Below are 17,063 nucleotides of genomic sequence, written 5' to 3'. Positions count from 1 at the left end.
TACTTGTGTAACTAACCATATAACCAACCCGCCAAAACGTCAAGTCCTCTATGGAAACACCCCCACAGCACGACACGCCTGCCGCAAGACGGTATTTATGATATATTTATCAGTATTACATTGCATATCAATATAAATATCGCATTGACGAACGAGGGAGCCTACGACCGCCAAGGCGCAGTGCCGCCGCCCACCTGCCTCAGCAAAGGAGCAATTGAGCATGATTACGCTAAAATATGGCATGGAGGTGGTTCCCATGCCCAATCAGATGATTCGCCCTGTATCCGACCTACGCAACAATTTCGCGGATGTCAGCCGCACCGTGCACGAGACCGGCCAACCGGTGTTCCTGACGAAAAACGGATTCGGCGACATGGTGGTGCTCAGTATGGAGGCGTATGAGAATCTCCAATTCGACAGCCACGTGTACGACATGCTGCTTGAAGGCGAGCGCGAGGCCGAGACGACAGGCAAACGATTCAGCCCGAAAGAGGCGCTGGCATCCATGCGCGCCGCAATCGATGGGGCGGCGCATGTATGAGGTGGAGATTCTTCCGCGGGCATTGGGCGATATGAATGAGGCGGTGTCCTATATAGCCCGCACATTGCACAGCCCGAATGCGGCACAGTCCCTCGCAGTCGGCCTGAACGCCGCCATCGAGGGACTGTCCGAATACCCGTATTCCCACCCCGCCTACGTCCCGATACGCTCTTTGCGACATGAATACCGCCGCATCATGGTCGGCAACTACGCGGTGTTCTACTGGGTCGACGAAGCAGCGTCCACCGTCACGGTCGCCAGAGTCGTCTACGCCAAGCGCGACCTGAACCATCAACTGCGGTGACGGCACGTAGCTTCACCGCTGCGGAACGCCACGGTGAGGCGCTACAGCGAGGCGGCCTCGATGAGACGGCGCGTGTAGTCGGACCGCGGCGACCCCAGCACCTGCGCAGTGGTGCCGGTCTCCTCGACGCAGCCGTCGTGCAGTACGAGGATGCGGTCGGCGATGTGCTGGACGACGCCCAGATCGTGCGAGACGACAATCAGCGCCGGACGCTCGCCCGGGGCATCACCCAGGGCACCGGCACCACTCGTCTTCTCATCCGAACCGTGCACGATCGACTGCAGCGTCTCCAAGATCCGCACGCGGGCGGCCACGTCGATGGCGCTCATCGGCTCGTCGGCGAGAATCACCTTCGGCTCGTTGACGATGGCGCGTGCGATGGCGACGCGCTGAGCCTGCCCACCGGACAGGTCGCACGGATACCGACCTAAAAATTCGCGCGGGTCGAGGCCGACGCGCGCCAACGCCTGCACGGTCTTCGCCCCCACCTCGTCGAATGCGTAGCCGAGCGCGCGCCGGCGCAGCCACAACGGTTCCGACACGGAACGTTCCACCGTCCACCGTGGGTCGAGCGAGCCGTACGGATCCTGGAACACGATCGACGATTCGGCGCGCAGGGCGCGCATGCCGGCGGAGCCATGCGAGACCAGCTCACCCCGGTACGCAATCTCACCGGAATCGGTGGTGCCGAGCCCCAGCATGATGCGCGTCAGCGTGGTCTTGCCCGAACCGGAGGCGCCGATCACGGCGAGGCACTCCCCCGCACTCACCTCGGCGGACACGTCGAACAGCACCTGGCGGCGCGCGGGTCGCGCGAACAGCCGCGTCAGACCGCGCAGTCCGGTGTGCATGTCACGCGTGGCGAACGACGCGTCGATGTGACGGGCGGCGAGCAACGACTGGGATTGGATCGGTTCGGTCATCGTTGTACCCCCTCGGTCGGTTGCGCCGCCAGCTCTCCCCCACCGGAGATGCGACCGGATGCGTCGGAGCGCAGCGTGAGCGCGCGTGCGGCGGCGACGAGTTCACGGGTCGGCGCGGCTCCGGGCGCATCAAGCAGGTCGGCGGTCGATCCGGATTCGACGATGCGTCCCGCATCGAGCACATAGCACCGCGTGGTGGCGCGTTGCAGCACGGCGAAATCATGGGTGATGAACAGCATGGACGCGCCCGCGTCGTCGACGAGCGAGACGAGCAGGTCGACGATCTGGCGTTGCGTGATCGAGTCGAGCGCGGTGGTCGGCTCGTCGGCGATGATGAGTCGTGGCGACGTGACGAGCGCCGCTGCGATGCCGACGCGCTGCCGCTGTCCGCCCGACAGCTCGTGCGGCCGTTTGAGCAGCGCATCCTGCGGCAGGCCGACCTTGTCGAGCATCGCCTTGATGCGGTCCACGCGTTCGGCGAGCGTCAGATCGTAGTGCAGGTAGAGCGGCAGTCCGATGATCTGCGCGACGGTCATCACGGGGTTGAGCGCGCGCGTCGGGTTCTGGAACATGACGCCCACGTATCGCCCGCGCAGGTCGGCGAGCGTGCGCTCGTCCGCGTAGACGGACGCAGCACCGCCCGACGTGAGGATCGCCGCATCACCCATCGTGATCGCGCCGGACAACGCCGCCTCGCGCGGCAGCAGTCCCAGCAGCGACTTCGCGATCATCGACTTGCCGGAGCCGGACGACCCGATAAGGCCGACGCGCTCCCCATCGCCGATATGCAGGTCCACGCCGTGCACAATCTCCCTCGCGCCGAGCGCGACGTGCAGATCATGGATGTCAACGGCCATCGGAAGCCTCCTCTCGACCTGCGTCATGCGGAACCGTCGTCGCGACCATCGCACGCAACGCGGGATTCGCGACCGGGTCGGCCGCGTCGCGCAACGCGTCGCCGAACAGGTTCAACGCGACGACGACGAGCGTGACGACGAGTCCCGGCCACAGGACGGTCAGCGGGAACACGTTGATGAGTTTGACCGATGTGGCGAGCGAATGTCCCCAACTGGGCACGCCCGCGCCGACGCCCACGCCAAGATACGTGAGTCCCGCCTCGGCGAGCACGGACGTTCCGGCGGACATGGACAGCTGCACGGCGAGCACCGGCGTGATGTTCGGCACGATGTGCCTCACAAGCACGTCGAATCCGCACATGCCGTTCGAGCGCGCCGATTCGACGTATTGCGAGCGTGCGGCGAGCAGGGCGGCGGGACGGGCGACGCGGGCGAGGTTCAGCCCGTAGGCGATCGAGCATGCGCCGACGACGACCGCGGCGGATGCGCCGAACGGCACGGCGAGCAGGAGCGCGATGAGCACGGTGGGGATGGAGATGAGCGCGTCGACGACGGCGACGGACACGGAGGCGAGCGCGTGCGACCTGGAGACCATGAGCCCGACGAGCAGCAGTCCCAGCGCGCCCGAGCAGACGACGGTGAGCGCGGCGATGGCGAGGTTCGTGCGTGAACCGGCCATGAGCCAGCTCAGCACGTCGGCGCCGGTGCCGTCGGTGCCGAGCCAGTGCGCGGACGACGGCACGGCCCACACGTGGTAGCCGTCGGTCTCCAGCAGCGGCCTCGGCGTCCAGAACAGGGAGACGAACGCGACGAGCAACCAGATTCCGAGCGCGACGAGCGCGTAGCGTCCGGCACCGTGCGACCACATGGTGCGCATGGTCACGGCGATGCGCCGTGAGACCACCCTCCGGCGCTGCGCGCCACCTCCCGCCAGCGGGAGGCAATTCCCCACGGCCGGCGGATTATTCTCGTCCCCGCTGGCGGGGGCTGTCGGCGGAGCCGACTGGGGGTGGTCAACGGCGGCAATCCCACGCATGTCCATCATTCCTCCTCCGCCGCGAGACGCGGGTCGAGCGCGCGGTGCGCCAGGTCGACGATGAGGCCGAGCGTCAGGAAGAACGCGGCCAGCAGGAACAGTTCGCTCTGCACGGCGACGAGGTCGCGGTTGCCGACGTCGCCGACGAGCAGCGCGCCGAGCCCTGGCAGGGCGAACAGGTTCTCGATGACCATCACGCCGGTGATCATCGAGGCGAACGTCAATCCGACGACGGAGACGAGCTGCGGGGTGGCGAGACGGAGTCCGACACGCAGCAGCGCCTGTGTGCGCGTCATGCCGCACGCCATCGCCATGTCGACCGGACCGCCTTCCGCGGCGATGTCCTCCAGGGCGGCGCGTGTGTAGCGCATGATGCCGGCGGCCGCGACGAATCCGGTGGCGAACGCGGGCAGGATGAGCGAGGCGAACGCACGTCCGGGCGCGCCCGCCCAACCGTCGGCGGGGAATCCCTGCGAGGGCAGTACACCCAGCAGTCCCACGCCCTGGCCGAACAGCAGAAGCAGGAGCAGGCCGCTCCACAGGGCGGGCACGGCGCCGCCCGCGATGGCGAGCACGTGGAAGAATCCACGCAGGCGCGGGTTACGTGTGATGACGGCGGCGCAGCCGAGCGGCAGGCCGACGGCGAGCGCGACGACGAGACTCATGACGATGAGCGGGAACGTGATCGCGGCGCGCCTGCCGACCTGCGCGGCGACCGCGCGGCCGGTCAGCGCGGACATGCCGAGATCGCCGTGCAGCAGTCCGCCCGCCCAGTCGAGGTATTGGATGGGGTACGGCCGGTCGAGGCCGAATTCGGTGCGCAGTTCGGCCACGCGCGAGGCGGTCGCGTTGGTGCCGGCCATGACGACGGCCACGTCGCCCGGCAGGATGCGCAGCGCGGCGAACACGAGCACGGAGATGCCGAACAGCGCCGCGGCGAACAGCAGCAACCGCCGTATCACGAATCGCATCGATGACTCACTTCTCGTAGGTGATCTGCCACAGGGGCAGCACGGTCTGGCTGAGGTTCTGCGGGAAGCCGTGGACGCCCTTCGCGTAGGCGATGGTGACGCGCCAGCTGAACAGCCAGTCGGCGGGGGCGTCTTCGGAGACGATCTTCGCGGCCTTCGCGAGATAGTCGGAGGCTTCCTCGTCCGTGGTGGCGGCGAGCGCCTTCGCGTACAGGTCCTGCACCTGCTTGTTGTCGTAATGGTAGTAGTAGCTGGGGGTGGCCCACTTGTAGAAGTCGTGGCTTTCGGCGTGGTCGACGAGGGAGAGCTCGTAGTCGCCGTTGGTGTGCACGTCCTGCAGCCAGGTGGAGAACTCCACGAGATTGACGTGCAGGTCGATGCCGATGGGTGCCAGCTGGCTTTGCAGCTGTTCGCCGAGTTCGCTGCCGTACACGTTCGCGTAGGTGAGAGTGATCTCGAGCGGATGGTCCTCGCTGTAGCCGGCCTCCTTCATGAGCTTCTTGGCCTTGGCCTCATCGTGCGGGTAGACACCGGACAGGTCCTCGTAGCCGGGGTCGACCTTGGGGATCGGGCCGCCGAGCTTCGCGTCGACGCCGCCGCGCGAGGCGATGAGCTGCTTGTGGTCGATGGCGTAACGGATGGCCTGACGCACGCGCTTGTCCTTGAGCTTGGCGTCGGTCATGTTGAACGCGAGCACGAACTTGTCGGAGCCGTCACCCGCCTTGACCACGTACTCAGGGTTGTCGCGGAACGGCCCGGCGAGGGTGGCGGTGATCGGCGAGAGCACCTGCACGTCGCCGCTCTTGAGGGCGTTGATGCCGGCGTTGTCGTCGGGTAGGAACCGGATGATCACGTTCTCGGTCTTCGCCTTATGCGCGGTGCCCCAATACTTCGGGTTGGCTTTGAACACGATCTTGTCGCTCGGGTCGAAGGATTCGACCGTGTATGGGCCGGAGCCGAGCGCGCCGGTCTTCTCGTCCCAGGTCGCGTCCTTGTCGTAGACGAGGCCTGGGCGGCCGGTCAGGTACCACAGCATGTTCGAGTCGGGAGCGGAGAGCGTGAGCTTCACCGTGTGCGCGTCGACGGCCTCGGCCTTGTCGAGGTTGGCGACCTGGTCGTAGTTGTAGTATTTCCGCGCCTTGAGCTCGTTGATGGACCAGGCCACGTCCTCGGCGTCGAGCGTGTCGCCGTTGGAGAAGTTCATGTGGTCGTTGAGGTGGAACGTGTAGGTGAGTCCGTCCTTGGACACGTCCCAGCTTTTCGCGAGGCCGGGATGCACTTTGTTGTCGGAGCCGCGGGAGACGAGGCTTTCGTACACGTTGCCGATGAGGATCTGTTCGAGCGCGGAACCGGACTGGTGACGGATGTCAAGGTTCACGGGGGCGAGTTTCAGCCCGATGGCGACGGTGTCCGCCGTCTTCGCCGCGGACGCGCCGCCGGTGCCGTCCGCACCATCCTGCTTGTTCGTGAAGAACGCGTTGACGCCGACGACGAGCGCCGCGACGACGATGACGGCGATCAGCGACCACAGCCATGCCTTCGACTTGCCGCCGCCCTGTCGTTTCGATGATTTCGCGCGGCCTTCGAGGCTCGCGTCGGTGCTGGCCGCGCCGGCAGTGATGCCGTTCGTCGTGCCGTCTTGTGCCGTGACGCCGTTCGCCGCGTCGTCTTTCGTCGTATCGTCGCTGGTTGCGCCGGCTTCGCCGTGCACACCGTCATGCTGGGACATGCAATGCTCCCTTGTCGTGGGCGCACGCGGATGCGGGCATGCTTGCGCCCCCGCGAATCCACGCGCGTGAATCGTGATGTGAATCGTCGGTTGACCGCCCGTGCGGGTCGATCACCGCGTCCCACTATAGACCACCCGGGCACCCGCCATGCATGCGGCGATGGCGTTTGCGCGGATACGGCGGTATGCTGGAGGAAGCCGCATCGTTCAACGAGGACACGGCAAGAAGGGGACCGACATGAGCCAGCCATATCCGCCGCCGCAGTATCCGTCACCGCAATATCCGCAGCAACCGGGCGGATGGTATCCGCAGTATTCCGGTGGCCCGGGGTATCCGGGCGGACCGCAGTATCCGTATGGGGGCGGTCCGATGCCGCCGCGCCGCCCTCCACGCAAAAGCAACGGCACGACGGTCGCCGTGGTCGCGATCTCCGTGGTCGTGGTGGTGGTGCTCGCGATCGGTCTCGTGTTCGCCGGCATCGCGTGGAAGGTGAACGCGGTCCGGCGTGATCTGACGAGCGCCGTCGAGAACGGCTACGGGAGTTCGGGGGATTCCGGCGGTTCCTCGGGCGGTTCGGGCAGTTCGGGAGGTTCGACTGGCGACAGCGACGGCGGAAGCCTGCCGGACGACGGCAAGGACATCGTCCCCTGCTCCGCTTCGAAGCAGTACGCCTCGTACACGCAGCTCGTGAACGACACGTACGACAAGTACGAGCAGAAGATCGAGGCGGGCACGATCTTCGACGATCTGAACCTGCCCGCCACGCAGGAGTCCGCCGACTACGTCCATGATTTCATGATCATCCTCACGGACCGCAAGTCGGCGCTGCGGTTCGGCTGCGAGATCACCACGAGCGTGGACGAGCTCGACGACATCTACGAGACGAAGTCGGGCGAGGTGAAGGAGCTGGAACGCAAGCTCAACGCGCACGAGGACTTCGGCATCACGATCCGCATCAAACGTTCCGACGGCTCGGTCTACGAGTCGGACGGCGGAGCCCCGCCGGAGCAGACGATCGCCGACGTGGAGAACGCGATCCGCGCGGTGCCGGTCACGGCCGGCGCGGACGGCACGTATCTGGGCGTGGGAGAGAGCATCGTCAAGGCGGCCGGACTGTCCGCCAACTACGATTTCCAGCAGATCTACCAGTATTGTTCGCGCACCGGCAGCGACGAGTACACGATGGCCGCGTTCTGCGCGGCGAACCCGAGCGTGATCTACGTGAACCAGGCGCACGCGGGCTACTCGTCCAACATCACGACCCCGTATTATGCGGACGTGATCAAGCATGAGATGGGCCATGCGCTCGTCTACCGGCAGTGCGGCACGACCCGCCCGCCGGTCGGCGTGAACGGCGAGGCGCTGGCGAACAGCTACGCGCTCAAGTATCTCGGGGGGAACCGGGAGAACCTGCAACGCAATACGCAGGACTTCCCGGAGTACACGATGTCGGATGCGAGCGACCAGGCGGCCGAGCATGTGCACAACAAGCAGTGCACGGGCTGACCGCCCGATCACCGCTACAGTTCGAAGCCGAGCTCCTCGGCGGCCGCGGTGGGCACCGGATCCTCGCACCAGAAGTCCTCGAGGTTCTCCGTGGTGGTGAGGGACCGGATCTCCGCCCGGTCGATGTAGAGTTCGCCGCTCAGATGGTCGGTCTCATGTTGGAAGATGCGCGCCGGCCAGCCGTGCAGCCGCTCCTTGTGGTGGGCGCCGTCCTCGTCGTCCCATTCGGCCTCGATGTCGAGCCAGCGGCGGCGCACCGCCTGATAGCCTTCGAAGCTCAGGCAGCCCTCGTAGAAGCTGGCGGTCTTCTCCCCCACCGGCGTGTACTTCGGGTTGATGATCGCGTGGAACGGGAATTCGGCGATCTCGCGCGGATCGTCCTCGTCGTCGCGCACATGGTCCTCGACGACGGCGAGCGCGAGACCGAGGCCGATCTGGGGGCCGGCGAGTCCCACGCCGGGGGCTTCGAGCATCGTCGTGCGCATCACGTCGATGAGCTTGGCGAGCGTGCGCTTGGACAGCTGACCCGTGTAGGCGGCGCATTGGACGCGCAGCACCGGTTCGCCGGCTTCGACGATCGGCAGGATACCCTCCTTGCCGCCGGATTTGATGAGTTTCTCGACGTCGCGGTTGAGCGCGAGGTCGACCTTCGTGTTCTTGCCGAACATGTATCTGTCCTTTGCCGCTCCCGCTGGCGGGAGCCGTCGAACGAAGTGAGACCGAGGGTGGTCCGGTCTCCTGGCCCCGAACCACCCTCAGTCAGCCTGCGGCTGCCAGCTCCCGCCAGCGGGAGCCAAGGGGCAGCGCGGCATGATCATCGGATGGCTACAGGGCGAGTTCCTCGGCGACGACCTTGGCGAGGCGGTCGCACACCTCGTCGGCCTGCTCCTGCGTGGCGGCCTCGGCCATGACGCGCACGAGCGGCTCGGTGCCGGAGGGGCGCAGCAGCACGCGGCCGGTCTCGCCGAGCAGCTTCGTCTCCTTCTCGACGGCGGCCTGCACCTTGGCGTTGGTGGTGGCGGCCATCTTGTCGACGTTCGGCACGTTGACGAGCGTCTGCGGCAGCTGCGGGAAGTCGGCGGCCAGCTCCTTGAGGCTCTTGCCGGAGCGGACGACCTCGTTGCACAGGGTGAGGGCGGTCAGCGTGCCGTCGCCGGTGGTCGCGAACTCGCGGTTGATGACGTGGCCGGACTGTTCGCCGCCCAGCGTGTAGCCGCCGCGCAGCATCTCCTCAAGCACGTAGCGGTCGCCGACGGCGGTCTGCACGGTCTTGATGCCCATGTCCTTCAGAGCGAGCTTCAGGCCGAGGTTGCTCATCACGGTGACGACGAGCGTGTTGTCGGCGAGCTTGCCGGCCTCCTTCTTGGCGCGCGCGAGGATGCCCATGATCTGGTCGCCGTTGACCATGTTGCCGTCCTCGTCCACGGCGAGGCAGCGGTCGGCGTCGCCGTCGAACGCGACGCCCATGACCGCGTCGGTGGCCTTGACCATGGCCTGCAGCTGCTCCGGATGGGTGGAGCCGGCATGCTTGTTGATGTTGTAGCCGTCCGGGGAGGCGTTGATGACGATCACGTCGGCGCCGGCGCGGCGCAGCGCCTCGGGGGCGACGACGGAGGTGGCGCCGTTCGCGCAGTCCGCCACGATCTTGAGGCCACGCAGCGGCTTCGGCTGCGTCTTGTCCGGGTTGAGCGGGGCGATCGAGGAGACCAGATGGTCAATGTACAGGTTGGTGGCGGTCACCGTGTCGTGGCTGACGCGGCCCACGCCGGCGCCGGTCGGGCGATCCCAGTCCTGGCCGAGCACCGCCTCGATCTCGTCCTCCTTCGCGTCGGGCAGCTTGAAGCCGCCGCGTGCGAAGAACTTGATGCCGTTGTCGGGCATCGGGTTGTGGGAGGCGGAGATCACGGCGCCCATCTCCACGTTGAGCACGGAGGTGAGGAACGCGACGCCCGGCGTCGGGATGATGCCCGCGTCGATCACGTCGAAGCCGCCGGCCGCCATGCCGGCGGACAGCGCGGAGGCGAGGAAGTCGCCGGACACGCGCGTGTCACGGCCGACGAGCGCGCGGCGGCGTCCCTCCGGCTGGTTCTCGTCCTTCTGGCCCGCCTTGCCCAGCACGCGCACGGCGGCGTCGCCCAGGTCGAGCGCGAGGCGCGCGGTCAGATCGCGGTTCGCCAGTCCGCGGACACCATCGGTTCCAAACATCTTCGGCATTGTTCTGCATCCTTCATTCGAATATCCGGACATCCTCGGGGCGTCGCGCGGCGCACGCCGCAGGACGGACATGCGCGGGCGCGCCCCGTTACCCTGCCCCATGGTAATCGGCGCGCGCCGGCAAATCACCCGGTTCGTCCGATTGCCGCCCAAATCGGCCACATTCGGAGCCGGGACGTATCGGCTAGGCGATGCCCAGCAGCGTGAGCACGATGAGCAGCACGTTGAGCGCGACGATCAGCGCGGCCACGGCGATGAAGATCGCATGTTTGATCGGACCGTCCACGTACTTGCCCATGAGCTTCCTGTCGTGTGTGTAGCGCAGCAGCGGAATGATCGCGAACGGGATGCCGATTGAGAGGATCACCTGGCCGATGACCAGCGCCTCGGTGGGGTTCGGAGCGAACCACAGCACGATCAGGCCCGGCACGAGCGTGACCACGCGGCATGCCCACATCGGCGCCTTGATGCGCAGCAATCCGTGCATGATCTCCGAACCCGCGTAGGTGCCGACCGACGTGGAGCTCAGCGACGAGGCGAGCAGGCCGATCGAGAAGATCGTGCCGATCACCGGGCCGAGCACGCTCACGATCGCATGCTGCGCGCCGCTGATCGAATCGGTGCCCTTCATGCCGTACAGCGAGTTCGCGGCGAGGATGAGCAGCGCGAGGTTCACGGTGCCGGCGAGCACGAGCGCCCAGAACACGTCGATCTTCGAGCCGTGCAGCAGCTCGCGCGTGGTGGGGCGTTCCTCGCCGCCCGCGTAATGGTCGTTGACCAGTGTCGAATGTAGGTAGATCGCGTGCGGCATGACGGTCGCGCCGAGCATCGAGGCGGCCATCAGCACGGAATCACGGTTCGAGAACCGCGGGACCAGGCCGCCGAGCACGTCGGCCGGCGCGGGAGGCGCGATGAACAGTCCCGCGATGAACCCGAACGTGATGACCAGCAGCAGTGCGATCACCATCTTCTCGAACAGGCGGTGCGTGCGCCCGCCCTCGAACATGAGCAGCACGGTGGAGACGATGCCGATCACCACGCCTCCCGCGAACAGCGGCAGGCCGAACAGCAGGTTCAGCGCGATCGCGCCGCCGATCAGCTCCGCCAGATCGGTGGCGATGGCGATCACCTCCGCCTGCATGAAGAACATGAAGCGCCCGGCGTCGCTCATGCGCGAGCCGAGCAGTTCGGGCAGCGAACGCCCGGTGACGATGCCGAGCTTCGCGGACTGGTATTGGATGAGCACGCTCATCGCGTTCGCGACGACCAGCACCCACATGAGCATGTACCCGTAGCGGGCGCCGGAGGTCACGTTCGCGGCCACGTTGCCCGGATCGACGTAGGCGACGGCAGCCACGAACGCAGGTCCCAGGATGCTCGCCAGCGAATGGCCGTGGCGAACGACGCCCGCCTCGTGACGTGCGCGCTGGCGTTCCTTCACCAGCTCCGATTCGACGCGTTCCGGCCCGCCGGCCTTCACGTAGTCGCGGTGCTTGTCGACGCTGTGCCGGCGTCCGTAGCCTTTGCCGGCGGATGCGGCGGCCGCGGCGCGCACCGCGTGCCCGCGTCCGTAGCCGCGTCCCTGCCGTCGCGCGTTCGCGACGGTCGGATCGTTCGTCGCCTTCGCGCCGTCCACGACGCGATCATCGTTCAACGCCTTGCGCGCCGCATTATCCTCAATACCGGTATCCTGCACTTGCCGCACTCCCCCTCGCGATTACCGCACACCGGTATAGCGCACCCATATTGCGCGACGCAACCCGCCGCCCCGCGCACAACCCCATCTCCCTCATACAATGTGTCAAACTTATGGAATCTCCCTCATATAATCGTGGAATAATCACAGAAGTCACTCAGGAAATGTGCTTCACCACGATAATCTCCCTCATGAAAGTGTACAATCGGCCATATGGCAACGATTCGTGAAAGGTGAGGAGCATGACCTATCTCAAACGCCATGCGGACGACTTCCTCGGAGCATGGAAATCGGACCCGCACCGGCTTCCCCTCATCGTCAAGGGACCGCGCCAGGTCGGCAAGACCGAGACGATCCGTCGTTTCGCGCGCGCCCACTACGCGAACGTCGTGGAGATCAACTTCGTGGAGGAACCGAAATACCGCGCGATCACGGCGGACGGCTACGGCGCGGACGCCGTCGTCCGCAGCATCTCCCTCATCGATCCGTCGAAACGGTTCCTCCCCGGCGAGACGCTCCTGTTCTTCGACGAGATCCAAGCGCATCCGGATATCGCGACCACGCTCAAGTTCTTCGCGATCGACGGGCGATTCGACGTGATCTGCAGCGGTTCGATGCTCGGCATCGGGTATCGGCGGATCGAAAGCAACAGCGTCGGCTACAAGACCGACTACGAGATGTATTCGATGGATTTCGAGGAATACCTGTGGGCGCGCGGATACGGCGAGGACACCGCGGACGGGATGCTCGCCCACCTGTGCGAGGCTCGGCCGTTCAGCCAGGTGGAGATGAGCACCTTCTCCTCGCTGTTCCTCGACTACTGCGTGCTCGGCGGCATGCCCGCGGTCGTCGCCTCGTCCATCCGCACCGGGACCTTCGAAGGCACGCTGCGGATGCAACGGCAGCTCATCGTCGACTATCAGGAGGACATCCGCAAGTACGTCGAGGGGCTCGACCAGGCGCGCATCCTCAACGTGTTCAACCACATCCCCGTGCAGCTTGCCAAGGAGAACAAGAAGTTCCAGATCAGCAAGGTGGCGCGCGGCGCCCGGTTCAGGGACTATCGCGGATGCGTCGAATGGCTGGAGTCGTCCGGCATGGTGAACGTCTGCCGCTGCCTGTCCTACCCGGAGCTGCCGCTCAAAGGCAACTACGACGAGAACAAGTTCAAGCTCTATTTCGGAGACACCGGCCTGTTCGTCGCCATGCTGGACGACGAGGCGAGCGACGATCTTCGCGCCAACCGCAACCTCGGCGTCTACAAGGGCGCGTTGTATGAGAGCATCGCCGCCGAGGCATTACATAAATCCGGCTATGGACTCTACTACTACAAGAAGGAGGATTCCACGCTGGAACAGGACTTCTTCGTACGCACCCACGAATGGCTGGTGCCGGTCGAAGTGAAGGCGCGCAAGGGCACGGCGAAGTCGATGCGCACGCTCATCGCCTCGGACTCGTACCCGGAGATCCGGTTCGGCGTCAAACTGCATGCCGGCAACATCGGCAGCAGCGAACACGTGTTCACCGCGCCGTATTTCACCACGTTCCTGCTGCGTCGGCTGCTGCGCGAATACGATGCGGGGCGCGCGCCGCTGCTGGACGATCCGGAGCGCTGAATCATCGGCATCGGATCGCCGGCGCCGTCTCACTGGTCGGCGGGGACCGTCTGGCCGGGGCAGGCGTGGAGGACGGCGAGCATCGCGTCCTTTTCGGCCGACGTGACGGTGAGACCGTATTTCGATTTGACGCCGATCTGCCGCGCCACGTAGTCGCATCGGTAGGCGCCGTTCGTCGGCAGCCAGTATGCGGCGGACGCGGATCCCTTCTCCTGATTGGCGGGGCCGTCGACCGCGAGCAGATTGTACGGGTCGTTGCCGTAGCGGTATCGTTTCGCCGTGTCCCAGCCGCGCGCGCCCGACTGCCACGCGTTCTCCAACGCGACCACGTGGTCGATCTGCACGGCGGCGGACGTGGTCGCGCCGCGCGTGAACCGGATCGTCCTGCCGGTGTACGGGTCGTCGAGCGTGCCGGACGCGACCGTGCACGCGTACCGGCCGGTCGCGCCCTTGAACGTGACATCCTTCAGGTCGCGGGCGAGGATGTCCTCGCGGATGTCGCAGCCGTCGCCGTCATCGTCGGTCTCACGGTAGCCGAACGCGTCACGGCTGTAGCCGGACGCGTTCGGATCGTCGTCGACGGCGAGCGTGGCGAGCACGTCGGCGGCCTGTCCGGTCGCCGCCCGCTCGCCGGTGATCTTCGCGACGGTCGGACTGATCTCCGGCAATCCGAGACCGACCACCGCGCCGGCGAGCGCCGCGAGGATGACGAGGATCAGCAGACGCTCGACGAGCCGTTCCGCGCTGAAGCGGCGACGACGGAAACGCGAATGATGACGACGGCTCACGCGTAGGTGAAGGTGAGGGGGTCGTGACCGGCGCGGGTGGGACCGTCGAGCGCGTCGATCGCGGCGTGTTCGGCCGGTTCGAGCACGAAACCGAACAGGTCGAGGTTCTGGCGCTGACGGTCCGCGTGCACGGACTTGGGGATGATGATCGTGCCGTTCTCGATATGCCAGCGCAGGATCACCTGAGCGGGCGTGACGCCGTGCGCCGCGGCGATGCGCTCGATCGTGCCGTCGCCGGCATTGAGGTCGGCGCCGCGGGCCATCGGCGAATACGCTTCGACGGCGATGCCGTGCGCCTTGCAGAAGGCGACGACCTCGCGCTGCTGCCACGTGGGGTGCAGTTCGATCTGGTCGATGGCCGGCCATTCGCCGGTCTCCTCGTGCAGCCTCTCCAGGTGCTCGGGCAGGAAGTTGCACACGCCGAGCGTCTTGACGCGGCCCTCCTCGCGCAGCTTCGTGAACGCCTTCCACGTCTCGCCGCTGCGCCAGTCGAACGGCGTGGGCCAGTGGATCATGTACATGTCCACGTAGTCGACCTGGAGCTTGGCGAGGGAGTCGTCGAACGCCTTGAGCGCGGAATCGTAGCCCTGCTGGGAGTCGCGCAGCTTGGTGGTGAGCCACAGACTCTTGCGCTGCTCGCCCGTGTTGTAGCCGGTGGCGGCGAGCGCGCGGCCCACGCCCGCCTCGTTGTTGTAGCCGGCGGCGCCGTCGATGTGGCGGTAGCCGGCTTCGAGCGCGCTTTCGACGACGGGCACGACGCCTTCGTCGTCGATGCGCAGCACGCCGAGGCCGATCTGCGGGATGAGATGCCCGTCGTTCAGGGTGACGAGGGGCGTGTGGAAGGTCTTCGCGGGGGTGTTCGTCATGATGGTTGTCTCCTTATCCGTCTTCCTCATCATAGGTGCCATCGTCGCCGTTACCGCCGTTACCACAAGTGCCGTGGCCCGCGGGAGGCGGGCCACGGCACTTGGCGGATTGCTGTCACGTGATCGACGTCACGTGATCGGCGTCACGGCGATTGCGATGAATCGCGACGATCGCGGCTTACAGGCGCTCGAGCAGCTCCTTGACGGCGTCGGCGGCCGGGACGACCACCTTGTTCTCGCCGTCGCGGTCGCGGATCTCGATGGTGCCGTCGTTGACGAAGTCGCGGCCGACCACGGCGATGACGGGCACGCCGATGAGCTCGGCGTCCTTGAACTTGACGCCCGGGGAGACCTTCTTGCGGTCGTCGTAGATGACCTCGACGCCGTTCGCCTCGAGCTCTTCGACCAGCTTCTCCGCGCCGTCGAACGCCTCGGCGTTCTTGCCGGTGGCGACCACGTGCACCTGGGCGGGGGCGCAGACCTTCGGCCAGGCGAGGCCGCGCTCGTCGTGATGCGTCTCGGCGATGCAGGCGAGCACGCGGGAGACGCCGATGCCGTAGCAGCCCATCCACACGGGGACGGCCTTGCCGTTCTGGTCGAGGACCTTGAGGCCCAGGGCCTTCGAATACTTGAGACCGAGCTGGAAGACCTGGCCGATCTCGACGCCGCGCTCGAAGCTCAGCGGGCCGGAGCCGTCCGGGCTCATGTCGCCGTGGCGGACCTCGACGGCCTCGACGGTGCCGTCGGCCTCGAAGTCACGGCCGTAGACGAGATCGTAGTAGTCGACCTCATGCTCGTCGGCGCCGGTGAACCAGGCGGAGCCCTTGACCACGTGGGCGTCCACGAAGTAGCGGCACGGGTTCTCGACGCCGGCCTTCTCGGCCTGCGGGCCGAGCACCATCGGTCCGATGTAGCCGAGCACCAGCTCCGGGTGCTTCTTGAGATCGTCCTCGGTGGCCTCCTCGATCTCGGCGGGCGCGAACTGCGCTTCGAGACGCTTCATGTCGACCGTGCGGTCGCCGGGCACGCCGACGACGACGACTTCGCGCCACGGCTCGTCGTGCTCCTCGTCCTCGGGGTGCTTGATGGTGATCGCCACGTTCTTGAGGATGTCGGAGGCGGACCATTCGCGGCCGTCGGCGCGCGGATGGTCGGCGTTGGCGCGTCCGATCATCTTGTCGATGGTCTTCGCGTCCGGCGTGGCCTCCTTGTGCGCGGCCGGGGTGTCGGACGCGTCGATCTCGGGCAGTTCGGGCGTGTGCAGCGCCTCCACGTTCCACGCCTTGCCGGACGGGGCGAGCGCGAACGTGTCCTCGCCGATCGGCATCGGCGCGAGGAACTCCTCGGACGCGGAGCCGCCCATCGGGCCGGACATCGCGAACACCGGCACGTACTTCAGGTCGAGACGCTGGAAGACGCGCTCGTAGGCGCCGCGCTCGTCGTAGTACGCCTTCTTCAGGCCCTCCTCGTCGATGCTGAACGAGTAGGCATCCTTCATGATGAACTCGCGGCCGCGAATCAGGCCCGCGCGCGGACGGAACTCGTCGCGGTACTTGGTCTGAATCTGGTAGAGCGTGACCGGCAGATCCTTGTAGGACGAGTACATGTCCTTGACGAGGAGGGTGAACATCTCCTCGTGGGTCGGGGCCAACAGGTAGTCGGCCTTGTGACGGTCCTTGAGACGGAAGATGTTGTCGCCGTACTCCTCCCAACGGTGGGTGGCCTCATACGGTTCGCGCGGCAGCAGGGCCGGGAAGTGCACCTCCTGGGCGCCGATGCCGGCCATCTCCTCGCGGATGATCTCCTCGATCTTGTTGAGGACCTTGAGGCCCAGCGGCAGCCAGGTCCAGATGCCGGGCGCGGCCTTGCGGATGTAGCCGGCGCGCTGCAGCAGCTTCGCCGAATCAACGTCGGCGTCGGCGGGGTCCTCGCGCAGCGTGCGCAGGAACAAAGTAGACATACGAAGGGTATTGGAAGTCATGCGCTCCACGATAGCACTAACCGCGGTTCTCCCC

At 66.3% G+C, this 17,063-nt stretch carries 15 protein-coding genes; 4 read left to right on the top strand and 11 right to left on the bottom strand.

What is annotated here, in order from left to right; genetic code table 11:
- Positions 1 to 220: 220 nt before the first annotated feature.
- Positions 221 to 541 (top strand): type II toxin-antitoxin system Phd/YefM family antitoxin, encoded by a 321-nt coding sequence (locus BSTEL_RS02650; RefSeq protein ID WP_420796387.1) that lies wholly within the window; start codon positions 221 to 223, stop codon positions 539 to 541.
- Positions 534 to 845, top strand: a complete 312-nt coding sequence (locus tag BSTEL_RS02645; protein ID WP_034526802.1) for a type II toxin-antitoxin system RelE/ParE family toxin — start codon at positions 534 to 536, stop codon at positions 843 to 845. The genes BSTEL_RS02650 and BSTEL_RS02645 overlap by 8 nt, the downstream gene beginning before the upstream one ends.
- Before the next feature lie 41 nt (positions 846 to 886).
- On the opposite strand, the gene BSTEL_RS02640 is transcribed toward BSTEL_RS02645, so the two are convergent.
- The 5 genes from BSTEL_RS02640 to BSTEL_RS02620 form a co-directional block, all read right to left on the bottom strand.
- Positions 887 to 1,696 carry an ABC transporter ATP-binding protein gene (locus BSTEL_RS02640; protein WP_034526887.1) on the bottom strand — a complete coding sequence of 270 codons (810 nt, stop codon included), beginning with the start codon at positions 1,694 to 1,696 and terminating at the stop codon, positions 887 to 889.
- A gap of 68 nt (positions 1,697 to 1,764) precedes the next feature.
- Positions 1,765 to 2,625 carry an ATP-binding cassette domain-containing protein gene (locus tag BSTEL_RS02635; RefSeq protein WP_051922789.1) on the bottom strand — a complete coding sequence of 287 codons (861 nt, stop codon included), beginning with the start codon at positions 2,623 to 2,625 and terminating at the stop codon, positions 1,765 to 1,767.
- The gene (locus BSTEL_RS02630; RefSeq protein WP_051922796.1) at positions 2,615 to 3,493 is read right to left on the bottom strand and encodes an ABC transporter permease; all 879 of its coding nucleotides are present in this window, start codon (positions 3,491 to 3,493) and stop codon (positions 2,615 to 2,617) included. The genes BSTEL_RS02635 and BSTEL_RS02630 overlap by 11 nt, the downstream gene beginning before the upstream one ends.
- A 173-nt stretch (positions 3,494 to 3,666) precedes the next feature.
- On the bottom strand, positions 3,667 to 4,632 hold the full coding sequence (locus BSTEL_RS02625) for an ABC transporter permease (RefSeq protein ID WP_034526798.1): 966 nt from the start codon (positions 4,630 to 4,632) through the stop codon (positions 3,667 to 3,669).
- Positions 4,633 to 4,639: 7 nt separating this feature from the next.
- Positions 4,640 to 6,361, bottom strand: a complete 1,722-nt coding sequence (locus BSTEL_RS02620; RefSeq protein ID WP_034526795.1) for an ABC transporter substrate-binding protein — start codon at positions 6,359 to 6,361, stop codon at positions 4,640 to 4,642.
- A 238-nt stretch (positions 6,362 to 6,599) separates the two neighbouring features.
- Here BSTEL_RS02620 and BSTEL_RS02615 point away from each other — a divergent pair, with 238 nt between their 5' ends.
- Positions 6,600 to 7,868, top strand: a complete 1,269-nt coding sequence (locus BSTEL_RS02615; protein WP_156963135.1) for a hypothetical protein — start codon at positions 6,600 to 6,602, stop codon at positions 7,866 to 7,868.
- A 14-nt stretch (positions 7,869 to 7,882) separates the two neighbouring features.
- Here the strand turns inward: BSTEL_RS02615 and BSTEL_RS02610 are convergent, their stop codons facing one another.
- From BSTEL_RS02610 to BSTEL_RS02600, 3 genes are all read right to left on the bottom strand, one after another.
- Entirely contained in the window at positions 7,883 to 8,536 is a 654-nt protein-coding gene (locus BSTEL_RS02610; RefSeq protein ID WP_034526792.1) for a peptide deformylase, read from the bottom strand.
- A gap of 157 nt (positions 8,537 to 8,693) precedes the next feature.
- The gene (glmM, locus tag BSTEL_RS02605) at positions 8,694 to 10,082 is read right to left on the bottom strand and encodes a phosphoglucosamine mutase (RefSeq protein ID WP_034526791.1); all 1,389 of its coding nucleotides are present in this window, start codon (positions 10,080 to 10,082) and stop codon (positions 8,694 to 8,696) included.
- A gap of 184 nt (positions 10,083 to 10,266) precedes the next feature.
- On the bottom strand, positions 10,267 to 11,523 hold the full coding sequence (locus tag BSTEL_RS02600; protein ID WP_051922795.1) for an Nramp family divalent metal transporter: 1,257 nt from the start codon (positions 11,521 to 11,523) through the stop codon (positions 10,267 to 10,269).
- A gap of 497 nt (positions 11,524 to 12,020) precedes the next feature.
- On the opposite strand from BSTEL_RS02600, the gene BSTEL_RS02595 reads away from it, so the two are divergent.
- Positions 12,021 to 13,394: an ATP-binding protein gene (locus tag BSTEL_RS02595; protein ID WP_034526789.1), complete on the top strand. Its 1,374-nt coding sequence runs from the start codon at positions 12,021 to 12,023 to the stop codon at positions 13,392 to 13,394.
- Positions 13,395 to 13,423: 29 nt separating this feature from the next.
- Here BSTEL_RS02595 and BSTEL_RS02590 read toward each other — a convergent pair whose 3' ends face one another.
- The 3 genes from BSTEL_RS02590 to BSTEL_RS02580 form a co-directional block, all read right to left on the bottom strand.
- Positions 13,424 to 14,182, bottom strand: coding sequence for an HNH endonuclease family protein (locus BSTEL_RS02590; protein ID WP_034526788.1), 759 nt, complete (start codon positions 14,180 to 14,182; stop codon positions 13,424 to 13,426).
- Positions 14,179 to 15,048: an aldo/keto reductase gene (locus BSTEL_RS02585; protein WP_034526787.1), complete on the bottom strand. Its 870-nt coding sequence runs from the start codon at positions 15,046 to 15,048 to the stop codon at positions 14,179 to 14,181. Before BSTEL_RS02585 ends, BSTEL_RS02590 begins: the two co-directional genes overlap by 4 nt.
- 178 nt (positions 15,049 to 15,226) lie before the next feature.
- Entirely contained in the window at positions 15,227 to 17,029 is a 1,803-nt protein-coding gene (locus BSTEL_RS02580; RefSeq protein WP_034526786.1) for a proline--tRNA ligase, read from the bottom strand.
- Between the last annotated feature and the right edge of the window lie 34 nt (positions 17,030 to 17,063).

The organism is Bifidobacterium stellenboschense, from assembly GCF_000741785.1.
GTDB classification, from domain to species: Bacteria; Actinomycetota; Actinomycetes; order Actinomycetales; family Bifidobacteriaceae; genus Bifidobacterium; species Bifidobacterium stellenboschense.
This window is presented reverse-complemented; position numbering and strand designations above follow the sequence as displayed.